This is a genomic window from Pseudoalteromonas luteoviolacea (assembly GCF_000814765.1).
Lineage (GTDB): Bacteria > Pseudomonadota > Gammaproteobacteria > Enterobacterales > Alteromonadaceae > Pseudoalteromonas > Pseudoalteromonas luteoviolacea_H.
This window is the reverse complement of the sequence record NZ_JWIC01000007.1, coordinates 292,800-311,369: the sequence shown is the minus strand read 5'-3', so window position 1 is coordinate 311,369 and position 18,570 is coordinate 292,800. Positions and strand designations below refer to the sequence as shown.

The 18,570-nt window shown below is 39.0% G+C and carries 11 protein-coding genes; 3 read left to right on the top strand and 8 right to left on the bottom strand.

What is annotated here, in order from left to right:
* Window positions 1-59: 59 nt before the first annotated feature.
* The 5 genes from JF50_RS15845 to JF50_RS15825 all read right to left on the bottom strand — a co-directional run bounded on the left by JF50_RS15845 (window position 60) and on the right by JF50_RS15825 (window position 12,370).
* Window positions 60-7,466: a PKD domain-containing protein gene (locus tag JF50_RS15845; protein WP_039610396.1), complete on the bottom strand. Its 7,407-nt coding sequence runs from the start codon at window positions 7,464-7,466 to the stop codon at window positions 60-62.
* Window positions 7,467-8,094: 628 nt separating this feature from the next.
* Entirely contained in the window at window positions 8,095-8,502 is a 408-nt protein-coding gene (locus JF50_RS15840) for a ribosome recycling factor family protein (protein ID WP_039610395.1), read from the bottom strand.
* A 182-nt stretch (window positions 8,503-8,684) separates the two neighbouring features.
* Window positions 8,685-10,718 (bottom strand): alpha/beta hydrolase family protein, encoded by a 2,034-nt coding sequence (locus JF50_RS15835; RefSeq protein WP_052262358.1) that lies wholly within the window; start codon window positions 10,716-10,718, stop codon window positions 8,685-8,687.
* A gap of 208 nt (window positions 10,719-10,926) precedes the next feature.
* On the bottom strand, window positions 10,927-11,331 hold the full coding sequence (locus tag JF50_RS15830) for a hypothetical protein (protein ID WP_152614561.1): 405 nt from the start codon (window positions 11,329-11,331) through the stop codon (window positions 10,927-10,929).
* A gap of 250 nt (window positions 11,332-11,581) precedes the next feature.
* Window positions 11,582-12,370, bottom strand: a complete 789-nt coding sequence (locus JF50_RS15825; RefSeq protein ID WP_052262357.1) for an AraC family transcriptional regulator — start codon at window positions 12,368-12,370, stop codon at window positions 11,582-11,584.
* 96 nt (window positions 12,371-12,466) lie between these two features.
* On the opposite strand from JF50_RS15825, the gene JF50_RS15820 reads away from it, so the two are divergent.
* Window positions 12,467-12,838 carry a DUF3224 domain-containing protein gene (locus JF50_RS15820; RefSeq protein WP_039610393.1) on the top strand — a complete coding sequence of 124 codons (372 nt, stop codon included), beginning with the start codon at window positions 12,467-12,469 and terminating at the stop codon, window positions 12,836-12,838.
* Window positions 12,839-13,070: 232 nt separating this feature from the next.
* Window positions 13,071-15,014 carry a discoidin domain-containing protein gene (locus JF50_RS15815; RefSeq protein ID WP_039610392.1) on the top strand — a complete coding sequence of 648 codons (1,944 nt, stop codon included), beginning with the start codon at window positions 13,071-13,073 and terminating at the stop codon, window positions 15,012-15,014.
* Window positions 15,015-15,328: 314 nt separating this feature from the next.
* On the opposite strand, the gene JF50_RS15810 is transcribed toward JF50_RS15815, so the two are convergent.
* Complete coding sequence (locus JF50_RS15810) at window positions 15,329-15,904, bottom strand: hypothetical protein (protein WP_039610391.1); 576 nt, start codon at window positions 15,902-15,904, stop codon at window positions 15,329-15,331.
* A gap of 266 nt (window positions 15,905-16,170) precedes the next feature.
* On the opposite strand from JF50_RS15810, the gene JF50_RS15805 reads away from it, so the two are divergent.
* Window positions 16,171-17,523 carry a M24 family metallopeptidase gene (locus tag JF50_RS15805; RefSeq protein ID WP_039610390.1) on the top strand — a complete coding sequence of 451 codons (1,353 nt, stop codon included), beginning with the start codon at window positions 16,171-16,173 and terminating at the stop codon, window positions 17,521-17,523.
* A 71-nt stretch (window positions 17,524-17,594) separates the two neighbouring features.
* Here the strand turns inward: JF50_RS15805 and JF50_RS15800 are convergent, their stop codons facing one another.
* Together JF50_RS15800 and JF50_RS15795 are read right to left on the bottom strand one after the other, a co-directional pair.
* The gene (locus JF50_RS15800) at window positions 17,595-18,155 is read right to left on the bottom strand and encodes a DUF6058 family natural product biosynthesis protein (RefSeq protein WP_152614560.1); all 561 of its coding nucleotides are present in this window, start codon (window positions 18,153-18,155) and stop codon (window positions 17,595-17,597) included.
* A gap of 88 nt (window positions 18,156-18,243) precedes the next feature.
* Window positions 18,244-18,570 carry an antibiotic biosynthesis monooxygenase family protein gene (locus tag JF50_RS15795; protein ID WP_039610388.1) on the bottom strand — a complete coding sequence of 109 codons (327 nt, stop codon included), beginning with the start codon at window positions 18,568-18,570 and terminating at the stop codon, window positions 18,244-18,246.

Sequence of the window (18,570 nt, the reverse complement as noted above, 5' to 3'; positions counted from 1 at the left end):
TATTAAAGCTCATTTATAATTTAATATTACGGCTTAGAGCCTATATGGGTTCTAATGAACTAATTATCTATTAATATAGGATGAGATCTTACACCTAGTTTCAACCTCAATAATTCATCTACTTGTGTGTTCTTGACGTGAATGTAGCCTATATAACCACCATTATCTAATCCAGTTATGTCATTTAGCGTATTGTTACGGAAATACATTCTGGATAGACTCAGACCTTCGGTTAAATAAAAGCTTGTCATTGGTACACTGTCAGCAAAAAACTCTGATAACGTATTTGGAATATCAAACTCAGCAATTTGTGTATTTGAAATATTCAATTTTTTTAACCCTGAAACTTTAGAGAGATCCAGAGTTTCCAACCCAGTATTTGACACATCAATATCATAATACCCGCCACCTAACAAAGACAACTCCTTTAACGGGTTATCATTAACCTTCAATGAAAAATACACATAATTGAAGTCTGGAAATTCTAAGGCTTCTAACGCATTATTTGATAAATCAAGACTCATCGATATCTGCCCTAGCTTTTTGAAATTATTAATAGAATTGTTTGCTAAGTTAAGATAACTGATATCAGTCGAATTGTTAATTTCAAAGTATGTCAACGAATTGTTGGATAAATCGACACTTTTAAACGTACCAGACAAAGCAATTTCTTCAATCTGATTGTTTATTAAATTTATCTCAGCATCTCTGTTACTGCTATTGATAGAGACCAGTCTTAATTGATTATTCGCTGCACTCAAACTTTCTGGACTGTCTAAAACCTGTAAAGTAGACAGCTTATTACCGTCTAAATTAAAAGTAGATTTAGTCAGCCCTGTTGGAATTGTTAACCGTTCAAGGGCATTGTCTTCTAGCTCAATCTTTAAACCGGAATAAGCATTAGGTTCAGAGTCAGGCAAAATAATACTTCGAATACTGCCAGTATTGGCCTTTAAGGATCTGAATTCACTTTGAAATGAAAGATCCAAGCTCAAAAACATGTTGTTTTCAGCATTTAGGTATTGCAAAGCTGGCAAAAATTCAGTGTTCAATTCTAATAGCTGTGTTCCACTGATATTCAGCACAGAAACCGCAGATGGCTCATCAATTCGTAATGAGGTTAGAGGCGAGTTTTTAATATCTAACTCTTTCAATGCATTAGCACCTGTAATATCTAACTGCTGAAGCTGGGTATCACCCAAATAAATTTTCTCAAGGTGGGTGAAATTAGCTAACGAAAAAAACTTAATCGGTGTACTGTTTAGAAACACCGTTTTTATACGGTGCTCAGGTGTAACACCAGTGATTGAGCTCACTTCAGAATGGCCTGCTTCAATATACTCCAAGGACTTATTGTCAGTTAAGTCTAAGCTAGTAATATCTGAATTCCAGATTACAAGTTTCTTAAGACCTGTTAACCCAGATAAGTCTATTTCAGTAATATGTGAGGATTTTAAGTCTACCTTTTTGAGGATTTCTGATTTAGGTAATTTAACAGAGCCTGGCGGCAAGTCATTCAAGATTAAGTTTTCTAAACGATTCAGTCTGGATAGGTCAATATCAATGGGTTCATCATCAGCACTTGTCCCTTTTAGCTCTATTTGAAGATAATTGAGATTTTCTAACGCTGCAAGATTATCAGCGGCAGCCTGATTTATCTTAAGCTCATAATAAGAGTACGACGTCAGGAAAAACTGCTCCATTGACACCAACTTTTGAATTCCATCTAAGCTTGTTTCAACATTTTCAAAAATACAGCCAAAAATAGTTTCATACTCGATGTATTCACTGCGACCGCCTTTATCAATACAAGTTTTTAAAGCCGGATCAGTGATCCCCAATCGGTCGGCATTAGATGCAGGCTTAGGGCTAGCCGAAATTGTAAATGTACACGCTTTCGTTATCGGGCCTGACTCAAATATTACTTTATCCCACAACACCTGACTAGGTTTAACTATTCCACAACCAGAAAATGAGCTTGCATAATATGTATCGGTCTCCCGTCTATGTATTGTAATAGACAATTTATCCCCATACTCAATAAAACCAGATTCAGCATTGTGTGTGACACTCAATCTATAGGGTTCCTCTACGTTCACTTTCACTTTTGTCGCAGGTAAATGGTACATAAGGCGTACGTAATCACTTTGTGCACAACTACCTGACGATAAGCGACACAATCTAATTCCCTGAGAGTCTGCTTCAACTAGTTGATATTCATATATTTCATCGCCATAAGTAAATTGAAAAGTCGAGCCGACTGACGATATCAATCGAGGTTCATTTGTATCTATCTGGACAAAGTATTGACCTGATTCTGTAACTGAAAAACGCCAAGTAATAATGTTTCCATTACTGTTTTGGTAATATTTAGTATTATTTAGATAATGAGTCTTAAACCCTTCAGAAAGCGGTCCTGTTTCAAGTTTATAAACGAATAATCTATCCGCTTCTTCATCGACACCGTATTTACGTAAAAATGCCCTTGTGCCATCAAAAGCAATGATGTCATAACTTGCAATCAGCACAGTTTCACAATCAGAATCATTAATCGTGCATCTGTGATCGTAATCATTTAGTTCTTTATTATAAGTAGCCGAAATACGCAATCTACTGCCATTGAGCTCGGCATATGCAGCACCATTTGTTTGACCATTTCGTACATTGCTGATCTGTGCAGTATATGCATAGAGTAAGAAGTTGTTATCGTTAGGACGAATTTCACTATGCCATGCCCCGGTTAATTCAGCCAAACTGAAGGTTTTATCCTCGATATTTATGAAGGACCATACTCCTTGTTTAACCCATGGTATAACTGCATCATCACCAAGTTGTGTCATATCAGATACAAAAGTAAATACACCGTTCCCCGACTTAATTAGTTGCCAATATGCAAGTTTCTGTGCGTCATCTCTTAGAACTAACTCATTATCTTCGTTTATCCACCATTCAATCTGCACAGTAGACAAATAATCATTGTTTAAATACGTTAAAAGTGAACCCGAACCATCTATCGACAATGATAATTTGTAACCTCTATCGGATACATCTTGATTTAAATACCAATTACCAACTAGCTCTTGTGCTGTTACGGGTAATACCTCTATGTCAGAAGCAAATTCAAAGGACGTACAAAACTCAGCTTCCGTTGATACATTGTTTTGTGTGTTCGCACCGTAAAAGCAAAGTGTCTTTTCATTAGGGTCCGAGTTGAGTTTAAATCTCTCTGTATAAAATACATCTCCGTGGACACGCACTTTTACTCGGCTAGCTAACTGAAATTCATACTCTGTCGGAGACAAGTTATGTTTTGAGAATGTTGTATTGGCATCTAAGCCATAAAATGTTCCATCGTGATCAGTCTCTAATTCAAACTGCCAACTGTTCATCAGTTCGTTTGACGAAATTTCAATTAAAGTGAATGCTTTGTGTTCAAAAAACGGCGGGGCATCTGGTGTGAAGTTCACAGTGATGTCGCAGCTTTCCGTTGGCTTGGTAACAACATAAAGTATTTCCTCTGTCACTTGATCACTCAGCCATCCATCACACCCTGATACGCCATTAAATGAGCCTTCGACTAACTCTTCAATATGAACATTAAAGCTTTCACCATAATAGAATGTATCTGCTGACGTGGTGACTTTACCATCCCCCAACGTATTGATATTAATATCAAGTCGAGGCTTTTCAAATTTGAAATCTAATTTTGTTCCTGCATCACAAGTACTATTTTCCTCAAAATGACAAAGCACAAGACCATCATTTGAGTTGCCAGAAATACCTAGATAAGTTACCCCCCCTGTAACATCATGGGTTAATTTAAGGACATCATTCTCAATCGATGCTTGATATTTCTCTCCCAAAAAGGAAAGTGTATTGGAGCAATTATAGTCAGGGTCCTGCCTTGGTGGGCATGAAAGCTCGCCATATAACTTTGTAACATTTCCGCCACTTCGCGAATACATCACAGAGTGAATATTGAAAATCTCCGTCAGTTGATTCTGCTCAAAAAAAGATGCATCAAATCTATCAACGTTCAATGCTTCATCTTTCAACTTATAAAAGTGAATATGGTTCTCAACCAATCCAAAAAAGGAGCTTTGCCCTGAAGTGATTGAAACTGCGATAACATCATCAATTTGTGATACTAATTCAATATCATAGCGTTTATTAATTGTGCAACCAGTTAACTCTGTATTGCAATAATTAACTGACTCTCCATTAAGTAAATAGTCGAACCGTCTTAGAGTACCTTCCTCGTTTATGACTCGTGCACCAGCAAACCAGCTAAAATCAAAGCTATTTTCATCGACTTTAAGCTCATAGTTGTGGTACTTACTGTGTTGTCTTTCCCACTTCTTCTGGTAATTAATCTCATTAAAATCAGTATCTTGATGCTTAATCATAAAGGCATCTTGATAATATTCACCCAGCCTAGAATATACTGCAACTCGATATCCAAAATTGAATTTACTAAGGACTCGTAATATATAATCATTACTATGTAAGCCAATTCGCCCATCATTATAGGTCCAATCACTATCATCAATGACTTCACTGCCTTTAAGCGCTAACAAACGAGAGCCTGTCATAAATTTATACTTCGTGGCATAAGGCACACCAGTTTCAAGCGAAAGTGACCACGTGCCTAAAATATCTTCTTTTGTTAGCTCAATTAAGTTCTTACCTGATTGCATTTGCACAGCAGTGGAGTACTTGCCTGAGGGAATCTCCTCTAGGCCTGTGATCAAGTCAAACTCAATTCGTGCGTTGTATGACCAGCCATTATATTCATGGGTCGTGATAGTGAGGCCAGAAACAAAAAAGCCAGATTCGTATTTAAGCTTGTTACTTAACACGTAAAAGCCTTCTTCCAACTCAATTCTGATTTTGTTTCCTTCTTTGGTGTAATCAAACAAGCTATTCGATAAATGATTACTAATCGAGCCTCTATTACTTCCTGATAGAAATGTTAACCTAAAGCCCAACTCATCAATATTGTGATTATCAAATACAATATATTCCCCATCATCGACAAATTCATCATTATGGATTACATCACTGTCATTGAGGATCTCTTGGGTGATCTGTTCCAATAATGCAGGCTGGTTTTGTTGTATAAGGGCCAACTGTTCTTCGGCAACATCAGAATTGAGCGCAAGCTCTAAAGTAGAGCTAACGCCGTCAGGCAACTCAAAATCATAATCTATCACTGCCTTCAATAGCGTCGAGAGCATCAACTGACTTTGAAAAGATATTTGACTTCTTGCTTCTAAAAGCTCTTGGTCATTTGTATAAGTTGGTGTCACCTTAGCGAGTACTGCATATTCAGCGGTCGTCATGTTCGTAACGTTAATATCGAACAGCTCATCAGCAGTGAGTACTTTATCGTCACCAGCGGCATTAACAAGAGAACCTATCGAGCCAAGCTGAGATACAAGAGACACTGAGCTTTGTGAACCAACACCACTTGCATACAGCTTAACCAACTGAGCTTCCGTGATATCAAGTACATCAACAGGCAAAATATAGTCACCATTTGCGTCAGCCTTAGTGTGATACCAACTTTCGCCAATCTGCATAGACACGTTTGCATTTGCTATGGGTCCATCTGTAACTTTACCAGCAATCACTAACTCTTGTTCAATATTCTCAATTGTTACCATTGCTGAAGCATTTGCTTGTGCACCTTGATTATCAGTCACGGTATAAGTAAACACTACGTCTAAAGGTTCTGCCAGATCAGGGCTCAATACAGAAATACTATCCGTATTCTGCCCTTGGATTGTTAATTCAATTGGCGAGTTATGCGTCCATAAATGGGTGATAATTTCTCCGTCGTCATCCGTAGCAAGACCTTGCAATGAAAATTGTAGTTTTTCGATTGCTTTGCGGGGAGCTTGCACTTGAACACTAGGTATTGTGTTCTCCAACGCTTCCAGCTCAATAACCCGCTGCGTAGTATAACTACCACCCTCATTATCTTTGACCGTTAAGAAAACTGTCACTTGGTGGTTTTGTGTAATGTCGAGCGATTCAAGCGTGTATGATTCATCAGCACCAGAAGCAACCAATACTACGTCTGAATCGTATGACCATATAAAAGCCTCAATTGTGCCGTCCAGATCAGAAGCTTGGGCGGTTAAGGTCACTGAAGATTGCTCCAAAAACTTTGCAGGGCCTACAATTTCTGCGGTTGGTAATATATTTGGTATTGGTAAGACGGTTATATCTATACTGGCTCGGGAAGCTGCGCCTTGATTATCTATGACCGATACAGCGAAGTTTACAGTTTGAACAGCAGCAACATTACCAATATCAACGACCAATTGCGCTGATGTTTCTCCAGCTATAGCAATATCAAAGCCAGCATTATGTGTCCATGCATAAGAGACAATTTGTCCATCTAAGTCTTTAGCATCGGCCTGCAGTACAATAGTAGTCCTCTCTTCGGCCTGCTTACTACCCATAATAGCTACAGTGGGTGGTAAGTTCGCTTTTGCTACCAGCGTTATTTTATGAGCAGCGCTCACTGTAGTGCCGTCATTAAACTCTATGTTCACGGTAAAAGTGACACTGCCATCATTGACTAAATCTGGTACCGACACATTAAGCTCACTGTCAGTCACCCCATTGAGCACTATGCCAATGTCAGAATCATGTGCCCATTTGACTGAAAAAACATTGTGTAAATTATTATAATCAGCTACTGACAATGTAAATGTAGTTTGCTCTTGCGCCGTCGTAACACCATTAATTGTAATACTTGGCACTTGAGCTTGTAACGCTCTGACAATCACTGCATGAGTTAAAGTGTATATTTGGCCTTTGTAATCAACCTTAGCAGTAAAATGAAGCGTTTCATCTCTGTCTATATCAGGTGTTTTCACTACTAAAGATGAATCATTCGTCCCTACTAACTCAAGAGCCAGTGAAGAGTCAGTACTCCAAGTAATAGATGTGATGTCATCATCATCGCTGAGACCGGATAAAGAAAGAGAAAAAGTAGTTTGTTCACTGACGCTTTCAACACCCGAAATTGAAATGGGAAAGGGCTTCACTTTTATCACAAGCTGTGTAGTTGCAGACGTTTTTTTGCCCAAATTATCTTCGACTTGTAAGCTGACATTAACAGTCATATCAGCGTCAAGAGGCCCGCTAACAATCGTCAAGTTGGGCGTATACTCACCACTCAATGTAAGTGGTAGACTTTTATCAACACTCCAATGGTAGCTTTCAATACTGCCGTCTGTGTCAATTGCTATCCCATTTAAGGTAATAGATTCTTGTGAATAAACCTCTGATGCACCCTCAATACTGACAGTAGGTGGTAAGTTTGTGGTCGGCGCATCTCTGCCTTCATCTCCACTGGAATCATTGTGATTGTCCGAACCGCCACAAGCAACCAAACCTAACATCACTATTGTTAGGAAAAGCCTTTTTATTACGTTAACTTGTTCCACCATAATCAATTGACACCTCCATGTAATTGGTCAACTATTAAAAACACATTTAGTATATATTATAAGATTAAAAATCAAAAATGTATGCAAACACTTAATTTTACTAAGAGGGAACCACCTAGTTAGAAAAGTCAATTTTACCTATATAATACAACAACTTAAAAAATAAAAGCAATTTTATTACAGAATAAACCTTAAAAAGTGATACAGAAAAGCGAAACAAAATTAAAAAATTAATATATTAAATGACCAATTAAAGTGAATAATAAGCTACTTTTAATCAATAGATTAAATATAATAATAGTGAATGCAGATAAACGATAGTATAGCTAAAGTATCAGATGCTTAAGCTTTACAACGACTATAAATGCAGCAATCTGATAAGCTTTAGTAAAGAATTAGAGTGTAAGTGTATCAGTGCGAATGAAGTGTGGATCCTTTGTCTACTCTTTGACTTCCCCTAAACCACTCCTAACTCTGCTTAATAGAAGCCTTTGATCAAGAGTAAAATTTTGGATAGGACTTTTACCTTTCATTATTCACATAGATGGAAGCTAAAAGTGGCATGTGAATCGCATGGCCATGAATTGTTCAAAGTGAAAAATAAATTTGTGAAATTGAACATTAACTCTTAATCTTCCCAAGCAATATCAAACGCTTTTCTTGCTTCAATCAAGGTACACTCGGTTTCAGCTATTAGCTGCTGATGTGTGATGGCTGGGTTATTACGTACCATGTCTACTAACTCAGCTAAATCAGGCTTTGGAAATGTGTTAATCAAGCTCTCAATTACCCACCGCCAGCTAGACTCTTCGGCCCGCTGTGCGTGCGCAATGATAAACTCGAATTGTGACCGGCTGCCTCGAATACGCCAATTTCTTGAACGCCCTATTCGGCTTAAATGTGCGCCTGAAGACTTGATGATGGCTTTTATAGAATGGGCTTGGTCAATACGCCGTACAAAGCTATTTAGTTGAATTTCATACATATAAACGTTAAAGAAAACCACATAAAAAACAGTTGCAAGTGAAAAAAACACCTACTCCACCGAATTAAAATTCGAAGAATATCATACCAGAAAAGATGAAAATTAGCAGTGTACTTAACAAATCTGCTCAGTTGGCTAGGAACAAAAAAGGACAGTATTAGTTGAAATAAATGACACTATTAAAAAGGGCGATTACACCGCCCTTATTTCATACTCAATAAACTTGATCCCAATTAATCAGAATAACGTTCAAACCACTGTAAAATGTGCTCAATGCGCGCGACCAGGTTAGTTGGTTTACCTGAACGAGATAATGAATGCGTCTCTCCTTTAAATATTACCATTTCAACAGGGACTTCATTGACCTTAAGTGCATAAAACCATTCTTGTGCCTGCCCGATAGGTGTAATCATATCCGCATCGCTGTGAATGATAAGCGTGGGTGTCTTGACGTTATCCGCATACTTCAAAGGAGACCTATCCCAATAAGCATCAAAGTTATTCCATAAGTGGCCACCGAACTCTATGGTCATTTGATTCGGCGTATATGCCTGAGTACCCGCTTCTGATATCCATGAGCTCACACTGCGTTGAGTCACAGCCGCTTTAAATCTATCTGTTTTAGTGGTGATCCAATTAGTTAAAAAACCACCATGGCTGCCACCTGTAATAAATAACTTATCTTTATTCATCCAAGGGTTTTTAGCCAAGACATTGTCAAGAAACTGCATATTGTCTCGATAATCAGCACCACCGTAATCTTTGCGTACAGCTTGACTGTGAGCAATACCATAGCCACTGCTTCCACGATAGTTTACATACACGACAGCATAGCCCTGCGCAGCATACATTTGGTTTTCGAAAAACCACTGGTGCCCCCACATACCGCCTGGACCGCCTTTAATATTTAAAATGGCGGGGTATGATTTGCGTTTATCAAAGTTCAGTGGCTTATGAACAAAACCTTGTACTTTCATACCTTTTTCATTCACAAACCATACTTCTTCAGCCGGTGATAACGCTTTTTCATTACGTAATTTATCATTGAACGACGTTAATTTACTTACTTTCTTACTTCCAAGATCTAGACGATAGAGTTCTGGTAGCTCTGTGCTGCTTTCAGCCGTAAAAACAAGAAACTGACCATCACTTGATACAGCAAGATTGCCTATTTTTTGATTTTTATCTAATAACCTTGTTACTTCACCACTTTCAACAGAAACGGCAAACAAACGATTGGCACCGTGATCGTTTGTCGTAAAATAAAGATGCTTATTGTCTGCTGACCAAATTGCTGGTTTTGCATTCCTATCGAAGTTTTTGGTTAAATTAACTGGCTTCTTAGCGCCATGTGTCAGCAACATTAAGTCAACTTGCTCATATGAGTCTTCCATATGTAGGTAAGCAAGCGCTTTTTTGTCAGTCCCCTGGCTCGCACTAAATTGAGCATGAGGGTGCTGAGTGACAGCTGTCACCCGCTTAGAACTCATTTCTAAGTGATAAATATCACTGTTGTCATTACCTTCATACTCTTGACCCGTTTTATTGGCATGAAAATAAATAGATGAGCCATCGTTTGAGATGACAGGGCTGTTTGCATTCCAATCTGCACCAGACGTAAGCTGTGTCAAAACTTTTGTTTTAAGATCAAATTCAAACAAATGAGTGCGCTTATCACTTAAATACCCACTTCCATTCGATAAGTATTTAGCATGTTTGACGATAACCGTATCAGGTTCTGCGCGTTTTTTAGACTCCTTCGAATTGTGTTTCTTCTCAGAGTCATTGTTCGCTACATTGAGAGATAAAAGTAATTTGTCTCCCGATGGAAACCACTCAAACCCAGACAAACTTTGTTCTAGTGATGTGACCGCTTTTGCTTCCCCCCCATTTGCTGGCATCACAAAGACTTGAGATTGCCCATCGACCGAACGAATAAACGCAACTTGATTGCCATCAGCAGACCATTTAGGCGACCTATCTCGTTTCCCCTGCGTAAACTCAGAAACCCCACCTTGCTTATCAATTTTAAAGATTTGGTTGTCTCTTCCACTAGCGTCATCGTTGACAGTCTGTTTAACAAATAAAATCACGTCATTGTTGGGGGAGATTTCCGGGGTATGCATATACACAAAGTCAAAATAGTCCTCTGGTATCAAACCTGTTTTTTGTTCGCCTTGTGCTATCGCATTTGAATGCCATACACCGAGTGTCATTGCAAGCAATAGCAAGCTCGATGAGCTGGCAGACTTTAATTTTCTTATCATTAACTAGTTCCAGAATTGCATTTTTCCACATGTTACTAAATATAATTTGGCCTTAACATTTAATAGAGACGAAATACGTCCTTATGCTTTGAATGCCCACGGGACTGGATTAGAGCAAAAAAATGAGCAAAGAGAAATCGATATGATGATTACTGTCTAGGGTATATATTCTAAAAACTTTACCTAATAAAGGTTGAGTAACGCCAACTCAGCCTGGGGGTTGCTTCAAAGAGATAAGTAAGTAATCTGGTTGGTCCAATGATGGAATTTTAAAACGAAGCCGGATTGTTTGACTGGATTTACCTGATAATTCTTCAGAAAACACTTCTGTAAATAGCTGCTTATTGACTTGAGCATCACCAATCCACTTAGTTTGCACGCCTATCACTCTAATATTTATTGGTACACGCTTATCAACACTTGCTGCAGCGACAATTGTTACCTCACAGTGCCCTAACCTACAGTCATAAGTTTGTGACTCAATCACAAAATCTGCGTTAACTTGGGCTTGATACACAAACGCAGTGACAATAAACAAAAAAAATGTGGTTATCGCTCCTTTTTTTAAAGCATTTAAACACTTAATTCTAAAATCTCTTTGCTTTCTCGTCATCGCTTTTTGCATCACCTCATAAACTTTAATTATATAATATTCAAAGCTTAAATATGCCCTTGATTTAATGATTAAGTATATACAGCTTTAATTTCCATGTCTAAAGGCTAATCTACCACAACGAGGGTTAGTAATTATAAGCCTGTCATCAATACGCTGACAATCAACCTGTTTAATCACCTGACTTAGTTTTCATGTAAATACTATTTTCGTGTTCTTTTCTGTATACACTGGCTTCTTAAAAAAATGTTTATTTGAGATACTGACCAGGTGTAACCCCTATCACCTCTTTAAAATCACGGATTAAATGTGCTTGATCTGTATATTTAAGCAAATTAACAATATCCAGCATATCCAAGTTACCATGCTCGAGTTGCCTAAGGACTTGATGTAAACGGTACTTTCGAATAAGCCATTTAGGTGTCAACCCCACACATTTGTTAAAGGCTCTCTGAATAGATCTTTTTGACAAGTTGCTTTTAGCGGCAAGCGCCTCGACAGTATAGATGCTCGGATCGTTTTTTATCAGGCAACACAACTCTAACGCTTGACACTGATACAAGCTCATTGGCGCATTGTAGATTTTTAAGAATGAACTCAGTGAATCAAAAATCACCTCATCGCTCTGACAAGTGTACAAAGGTAACAGTAAGTGATCTACCTCTGCTCCAAAAAAATCGCTTGCCGGTAACGCTTTATCGACATAATGACTGGGCGGCTTTTCTAACAAATGCAATAAAGAAGCGACTTTAAACTTTACTCCAAGCACACGCCCTTGTTTGGACATACTATAGGAAAACACTTTACTGACTGGGCCTATCACTTGTACTTGCTGTGCTTCTATCACCAAATGAAAATTCGGATCTGGTAAATTCCTTTGCGTATGCGACTTTTGCTCCGAAATTTGCCAGTCTACAAACCAAAATTGCTCAATAAGGCTGCTAAGTTCAGCCTTCGGCTCATATCGACGCAACTTATAGTGTTCCTTGCTGGCCTTCTGATGCAGCACACCAGTCACCTCTTTATTATTTTCTAGCAAAACTGTCCCAAGAATTTAACTGTCGCGTTTATACAATACCAGATGTGCATTTAGATGCTAACCTGCAAAAAAACTAACTACCGAGAGAAGCTAACAATGAAACTTGCAGGTATATTTCAAGTAATCGATTGGCAAGAGTCAGATGTCGATTTACTGACTAACGAAACAAAAATAACTCATGCCATTGTACAACAAACATATAAAGGCGACCTTGTCGGCACCAGCACTGTGCACTATCTGCTCTACTATGATAAAGAAGGAAACGCTGCGTTTAATGGTTTAGAAATATTTAAACACGAAAGTAACGAAGAAAACACATTGGTTATTCGTCATGAGGGTAGATTTAAAGATGGCATAGCATCGAGTACTTTTTCCATCATAAACTGTGAATATAATCGAGATATGATAGGAAAAACCGGTAGCTTTAAGTCAATAGAAGGCCAAAAATCCACCTATTTAATTGAATAACCCAATATATCTTAAGTACTTTATGAGCTCATATGTCATCATAATTCATGGGCTCACTATATGATTTCATTGACCCATGTTCTAACGTAAGAGAAAACTATTTTCACAATATAAAGTTATTAATATAAAACAATGCATTAAGTTGCAAACCCTATTCATAAAAACGTATTTATTCGATATTATGCGCATTGCAAAAATAAACAACCTCTCAAGATAATTAATAAGGACGGCTATGTTTAAACTTCTTGGTATTTGTTCTTTGGCTTTTGCCACTGCTGCTTACGCTCAACCCTTTACTCTCATCGAAGATGTCAAAATATCGGACCAAAAGATCACTGTACCAATCAATGGATTTAATGATCCAGTTGTATTTGCATCTATCCCCACTCTTAATGATCCACAAGCGGGTGTTGTATCAATTTCAAATGTGACCGATTCAAGTTTCGATGTTCAATTTAAAGAGTGGCCGTATTTAGATGGTCTGCATGGTGAAGAACGTGTGGCCTTTTTGGTTGCGGAAAAAGGGCGTCACCAGCTTCAAGATGGCAGTTTTTGGGAAGTTGGTGAGTTCACCATGACAAGTGGTTCCACGCATCAATTTTTTAACGAAAGCTTTGCCCATACACCGCATATTTTACTCAGTGGCCAAACACAAAATGACGCAGATGCCTATTCATTGCGCGTTTCAAGTACATCAGCACTAACCTTCGGTGTTGCACTCAATGAGCAAGAGGCGGGAAATAATCATGTTGAAGAGTCGATTGGCTACCTTGCCGTGTATAGTCCAACCAATGCAGGGATCACGCACAATAATGAAGCTTATGAGTTAACGCACCAGGCCATTAACCAAGAAGGGTTTCAAACCGTCAATGGAAAGCTGCTCGTACAAGAGGAACAATCACGTGACGCAGAAACCGACCATTTACTTGAGATTATAAATATCCTAACCGTTAAGAATAAGCTGTTTGCTCAAGACATTACACACTATGGCAAAGATACAATGGCCCTTCGTCTAGATACTGGAAGTCAATTTGCTATAGATCCAGGAGAAGCCACTGGGCAATATGGTAACATAGCGTTGCTAGGCAGCAATGGGCTAACTGAAGCTTCTTACACCGCTAGCAACTCTTATTCAAAAGACAGTCCTGCAGGCGCATTTGATGGCTTTAACAACGGTGAAAAAGTAAACATTGACTCTCAAAAGCGAATCAGGCGTGGGGTATGGCTCTCTACAGTTAATCAAGAACACTGGCTACAAGTCGCATTTGAGCGTAATGCGTACATAACTTCTTTTAGAGTTATGCTTTATGAAACCGCTAAAACTATGGGTCCAAAAGAAGTTACCCTGCAGGTTTCGCAAGATAATGTACACTTTAGCGACCACGAGACTCTGACAATCCCAACGGGTCTCAACCAGCTTGTAACTTTAATAGAGCCTGCTATCGGGAAGTACGTCAGACTAAAAATTCACTCTACGCATGGCAGCTCCTACCGCGTAATTGGTGAGTTGGAATACTACGGCGGCTTTGTAACACATGATACTGTCATAGAACCTGAAGACCCAACACCGATCGAAGGCACCACATGTGCTTCAATAAAACAACAAACACCAAATGCAACCACCGGGATTTATCAAATAGACCCAGATGGAAATGGCGGTGAGCCTGCATTCTATGCGCATTGTGAAATGACACTTAATGGGGGTGGCTGGACACTCGTAGCAAACCATGCGGATGGACTAAATGAACTGGTTGTGACTTCTCCGGTAACAGAAACAACCAATGGCGTATTGCCAGCAGCACAATGGCAAGCGATTCAAAAGCAAATGACTTCAGGTATGATGTTTATAGATGAATACAGTCAGGTTTCACAGATCAGTAAAGCCAAATTAACCAACGCTAACTGTGTTTCTTTGCAACAAAATACCGATTTAAGCCAGCCCAAAGTCCCCTACGATACAGCTGTACTATGGCAACACGAAGGAACTGGATGTAGCCTATCCGGTCTTGATTACTCATTTATCAGCTTAAGCACAAAGCCAACAAGCCGCGGAGATGGTTACACGCGCAATGGCGCTTCGTTATATCAGCATAATGTTAAGTTTGACCTCTGGCCATATAACAGCGGCGTATACAGTGGTGCGGAACAAAACACTTTACTGTACTACGTTAAATAAATATTGGGCCGACTCGCTAATGGAGTCGGCCTTCTATTTGTGTATCAATAGGCGATGAGTAAGATTGTACAATCTAATATATAAGTGCAGGCCTCAGCTCGCTGAGCAAATACATATTATGTAAAAAGCAAGTTTAGGTTTAACACACTGGAAGACAAATCTGATTATCATGCCCATTAGCTAGCTAAAACTGACGTTGATTGTTTTAAATAACCTACGAAAAGATAACAAGTTAAAAAGTCATGATTAAAAGCGAGGGGGTTAATACGATGAGCAAACTATGTATGCGTGTATATCAGTAAAAATAACACTCATTATTTTTTATTGGTTCCCAAATAAACCTTTGCCTCGACTTTACCCGCTTCTTTGACAACGAGTTTTAAGTTTGTGTCTTTTCTAAATCCATCATCTTTCGGGCGTAAGTTATAGTCATTCCAATGCAGTACGGTATTTACTCTTGCAGCATCGAAAACATCTCTTTTTTGCAATCTCAATAATGTTTTTTCTAGCGCTTCTAGCTTTTTCTGACCTCTACCAGCAATTAATTCAAAGCCAATGTAAGTTTCAACCTGCTCATTGACCTCAATCTGGCTCCCTATTAAAGGCCATTCATCTCCAGCAAGTATGAAGAGCGTTGCTACATCTGACATAAAACCGCCCCACCCGACTTTTTGAAGCCATGGAATAATCTTTAGTGGGGGCAAATATAATGTCAACCTAATGCCACTCTCCCCTCTTGGAGCAGGAGGTGCTATATGGCTGATGTTGTACCCAAATGGCAGGGCATCAGCACATCGTTTAAAACTAGACTCAATATTTGCCATAATTGGCATATTAAGGTCGTTAAAACCTACACCTATTGCAACTAAATACTTAACTACACAAATCATAGTTAAACCTAACTCTTTAAGTCATTATGGATAATGACTAAATGGCAGGTTTATATTATCCATATCATCATTTCTACTCTCTATTAGTTGTGTAATTAGTTATGTAAATAGTACTTAGCTGTCATTCGTAGCATCTAGGTTGCTGTTAAACACGTATTGCCATATTATTTTAAGCCCTTACTAACAATAAATACTCGACCTTTTAGGTAAGCCAACTCAATGCAGACCTTTAAGTTCTATATAAGCAAATAAACGGTAGGACCATTATGCACAAGTTTTTTGGACTATTTGGGGCCATATTAGGCCTGAGCACATCATTGTCTGCACAAGAATTTACACAAGGGCGCGAAATAACAGAGCTGCCCGATATCCTCAGTTTTAAAGAGCGTGTAGAGCCGATAAATCATATGGTCACAGATAGGCTTGACAATCTACTACCGAAACTCATGGATGAAGCCGATTTAGACATGTGGCTCGTCATTAATCGTGAGTATGGTGAAGACAAGTTGTTTTATACTCTTGTGCCACAACCCACGTTTGCTGCGAGACGCACAACTTTATTAGTATTCTCTAAAAAGCCAGATGGCAGCGTTGAGCGATTCAGCGTGAGCCGCTATCCAATTGGAGATCTATACCCGACTGTCTGGAAAGGCGGCAGCAAAGAAGAGCAATGGCAGCGCCTAGCTGAGGTAATTGCTGAAAAAGATCCAAAACGCATTGGTATAAACATCAGTGAGGATTGGGCACTCGCTGATGGCTTAAGTGTTGGCCTGCATAATCAACTGAAAAAGTATTTACCTAGAAAATATGAAAAACGCTTGGTGAGTGCAGAAAACCTGGTAATTAGATGGTTAGAAACAAGAAGTGAAAGAGAGCTTAACGTCTATCCGCAGGCTGTTACCATTGCAAGACGCGTGATAGCGGAAGCATTCTCGAATAAAGTGATCACTCCAGGCGTCACCACAACAACAGATGTTGAGTGGTATCTTCGTGAACGTTTTGAAGAGTTGCAGTTGCGACCTTGGTTCCAACCTTATGTGAATATTCAGCGCCGTGGTGATAATCCGCCAAAAGATGAAGTGTTTATGGGCAAATACAATCGCGTTATTTTACCCGGAGACATTATTCATACTGATGTTGGCATATGCTACTTAAATCAATGTACTGATACGCAAGAGATGGGTTACGTTTTAAAGCTCAATGAAACGGATGTACCGAATGGACTGAAAAATGCGATGTCCGTGGGCAATCGCTGGCAAGACATCCTCACAGACAACTTTAAAACTGGGCTAACGGGCAATCAAATTTTAGCCGAGACCATCAAAGATAGCCAAGCTGCTAATATTATCAGTAGTACCTACACACACCCTCTGGGTTTTGTTGGCCATGCTCCTGGCCCAACAATTGGTATGTGGGACAACCAAGGCCCGACACCTATCCAAGGTGACTGGAAACTTTATCCAAATACCGTTTACGCAATTGAAGGCAACATTAAGGTGCAATTGCCGGAATGGGATAACCAATGGATCCAAGTCAAACTTGAACAAGACGCTGTGTTTGATGGTAAACAAGTTTGGTATTTGGCAGGTAGGCAGACCAAATGGCATTTAATTAGATAAAGGCTTAACTCAGTCTTTTTACCGAAAAACATAGAGCCACTTTGAGTGGCTTTATGTTTTATTCATAAACCTCAACGAGATAAACTTTCTAACCGCGCTAATAATTGATGCTGTTTAGACAAGGCACGCTCGTGCGGCGCAAATTGACTCCCCACCTTTTTTAAACAACCCACTGCTCGCGACAAATAACCTTGTTCTGTGACAGATAAAGATGTTTTATCCAGTAAAGTACGGATGGTTGTCACCGCCAATTCTTTACTTAAAATATCAAATGGTAATCCCCTTTTCGTACACACACCATAGGTTCCGGCTAAAAAGTGCGGCCACTGCTGCGCAATAAATTCATCAAATGCTGTCATGATTTTATTATCATCCAACCAAAACACATTTTCTGATAGTGTGTCTTTTGCTTGATAGAATAACCGAGAAAATTCAGTAAATGCACGTTGCTGTGTGTCATAACTAACGCAGCTTGTTAACCAGCCTGCGTATGCTTTGGGGTAAAAATACACAAGCTGTTGGCTAACATGACTGCCAAAATAAGAATGACACGTCAGTGACATATCAAGTTTGTAAGACGCTTTTGGCATAATAGAGCGCATTTGTAATTGAGTGAACTCGTACTCTGACACATTACTCCTATTTAGTAATTCTGAACCGGTATAAAAGTGCGCTGTTAAATACTGAATCAGTGACAAATTACAGGCATTGTTCTGCATTTTAGACCACATTTGGTTCCGTCGTATTACTCATACCATAATCTCTGATGACATTCGCAACACGTAACCTAAAATCCACAAACAGCTCAGATTTGCCCAGAGCCTGAGCACGCTTGTGTTCAAATTGGTCTCGCCAGGCCAAGACCGACTCTTTGTTATCCCAAAATGATAAAGATACATAGCGGTCCGAATCAGAAACATTGACAAAGCGCTCAATCGAAATAAAACCAGCTTGCTTAACAAGTAGGTTTTTAAGCTCAGCTGCGATATCGAAATAGGCCTTTTTACCCTCAGGTTTTAGCGTGACTTCAAATATGACTGCTATCAT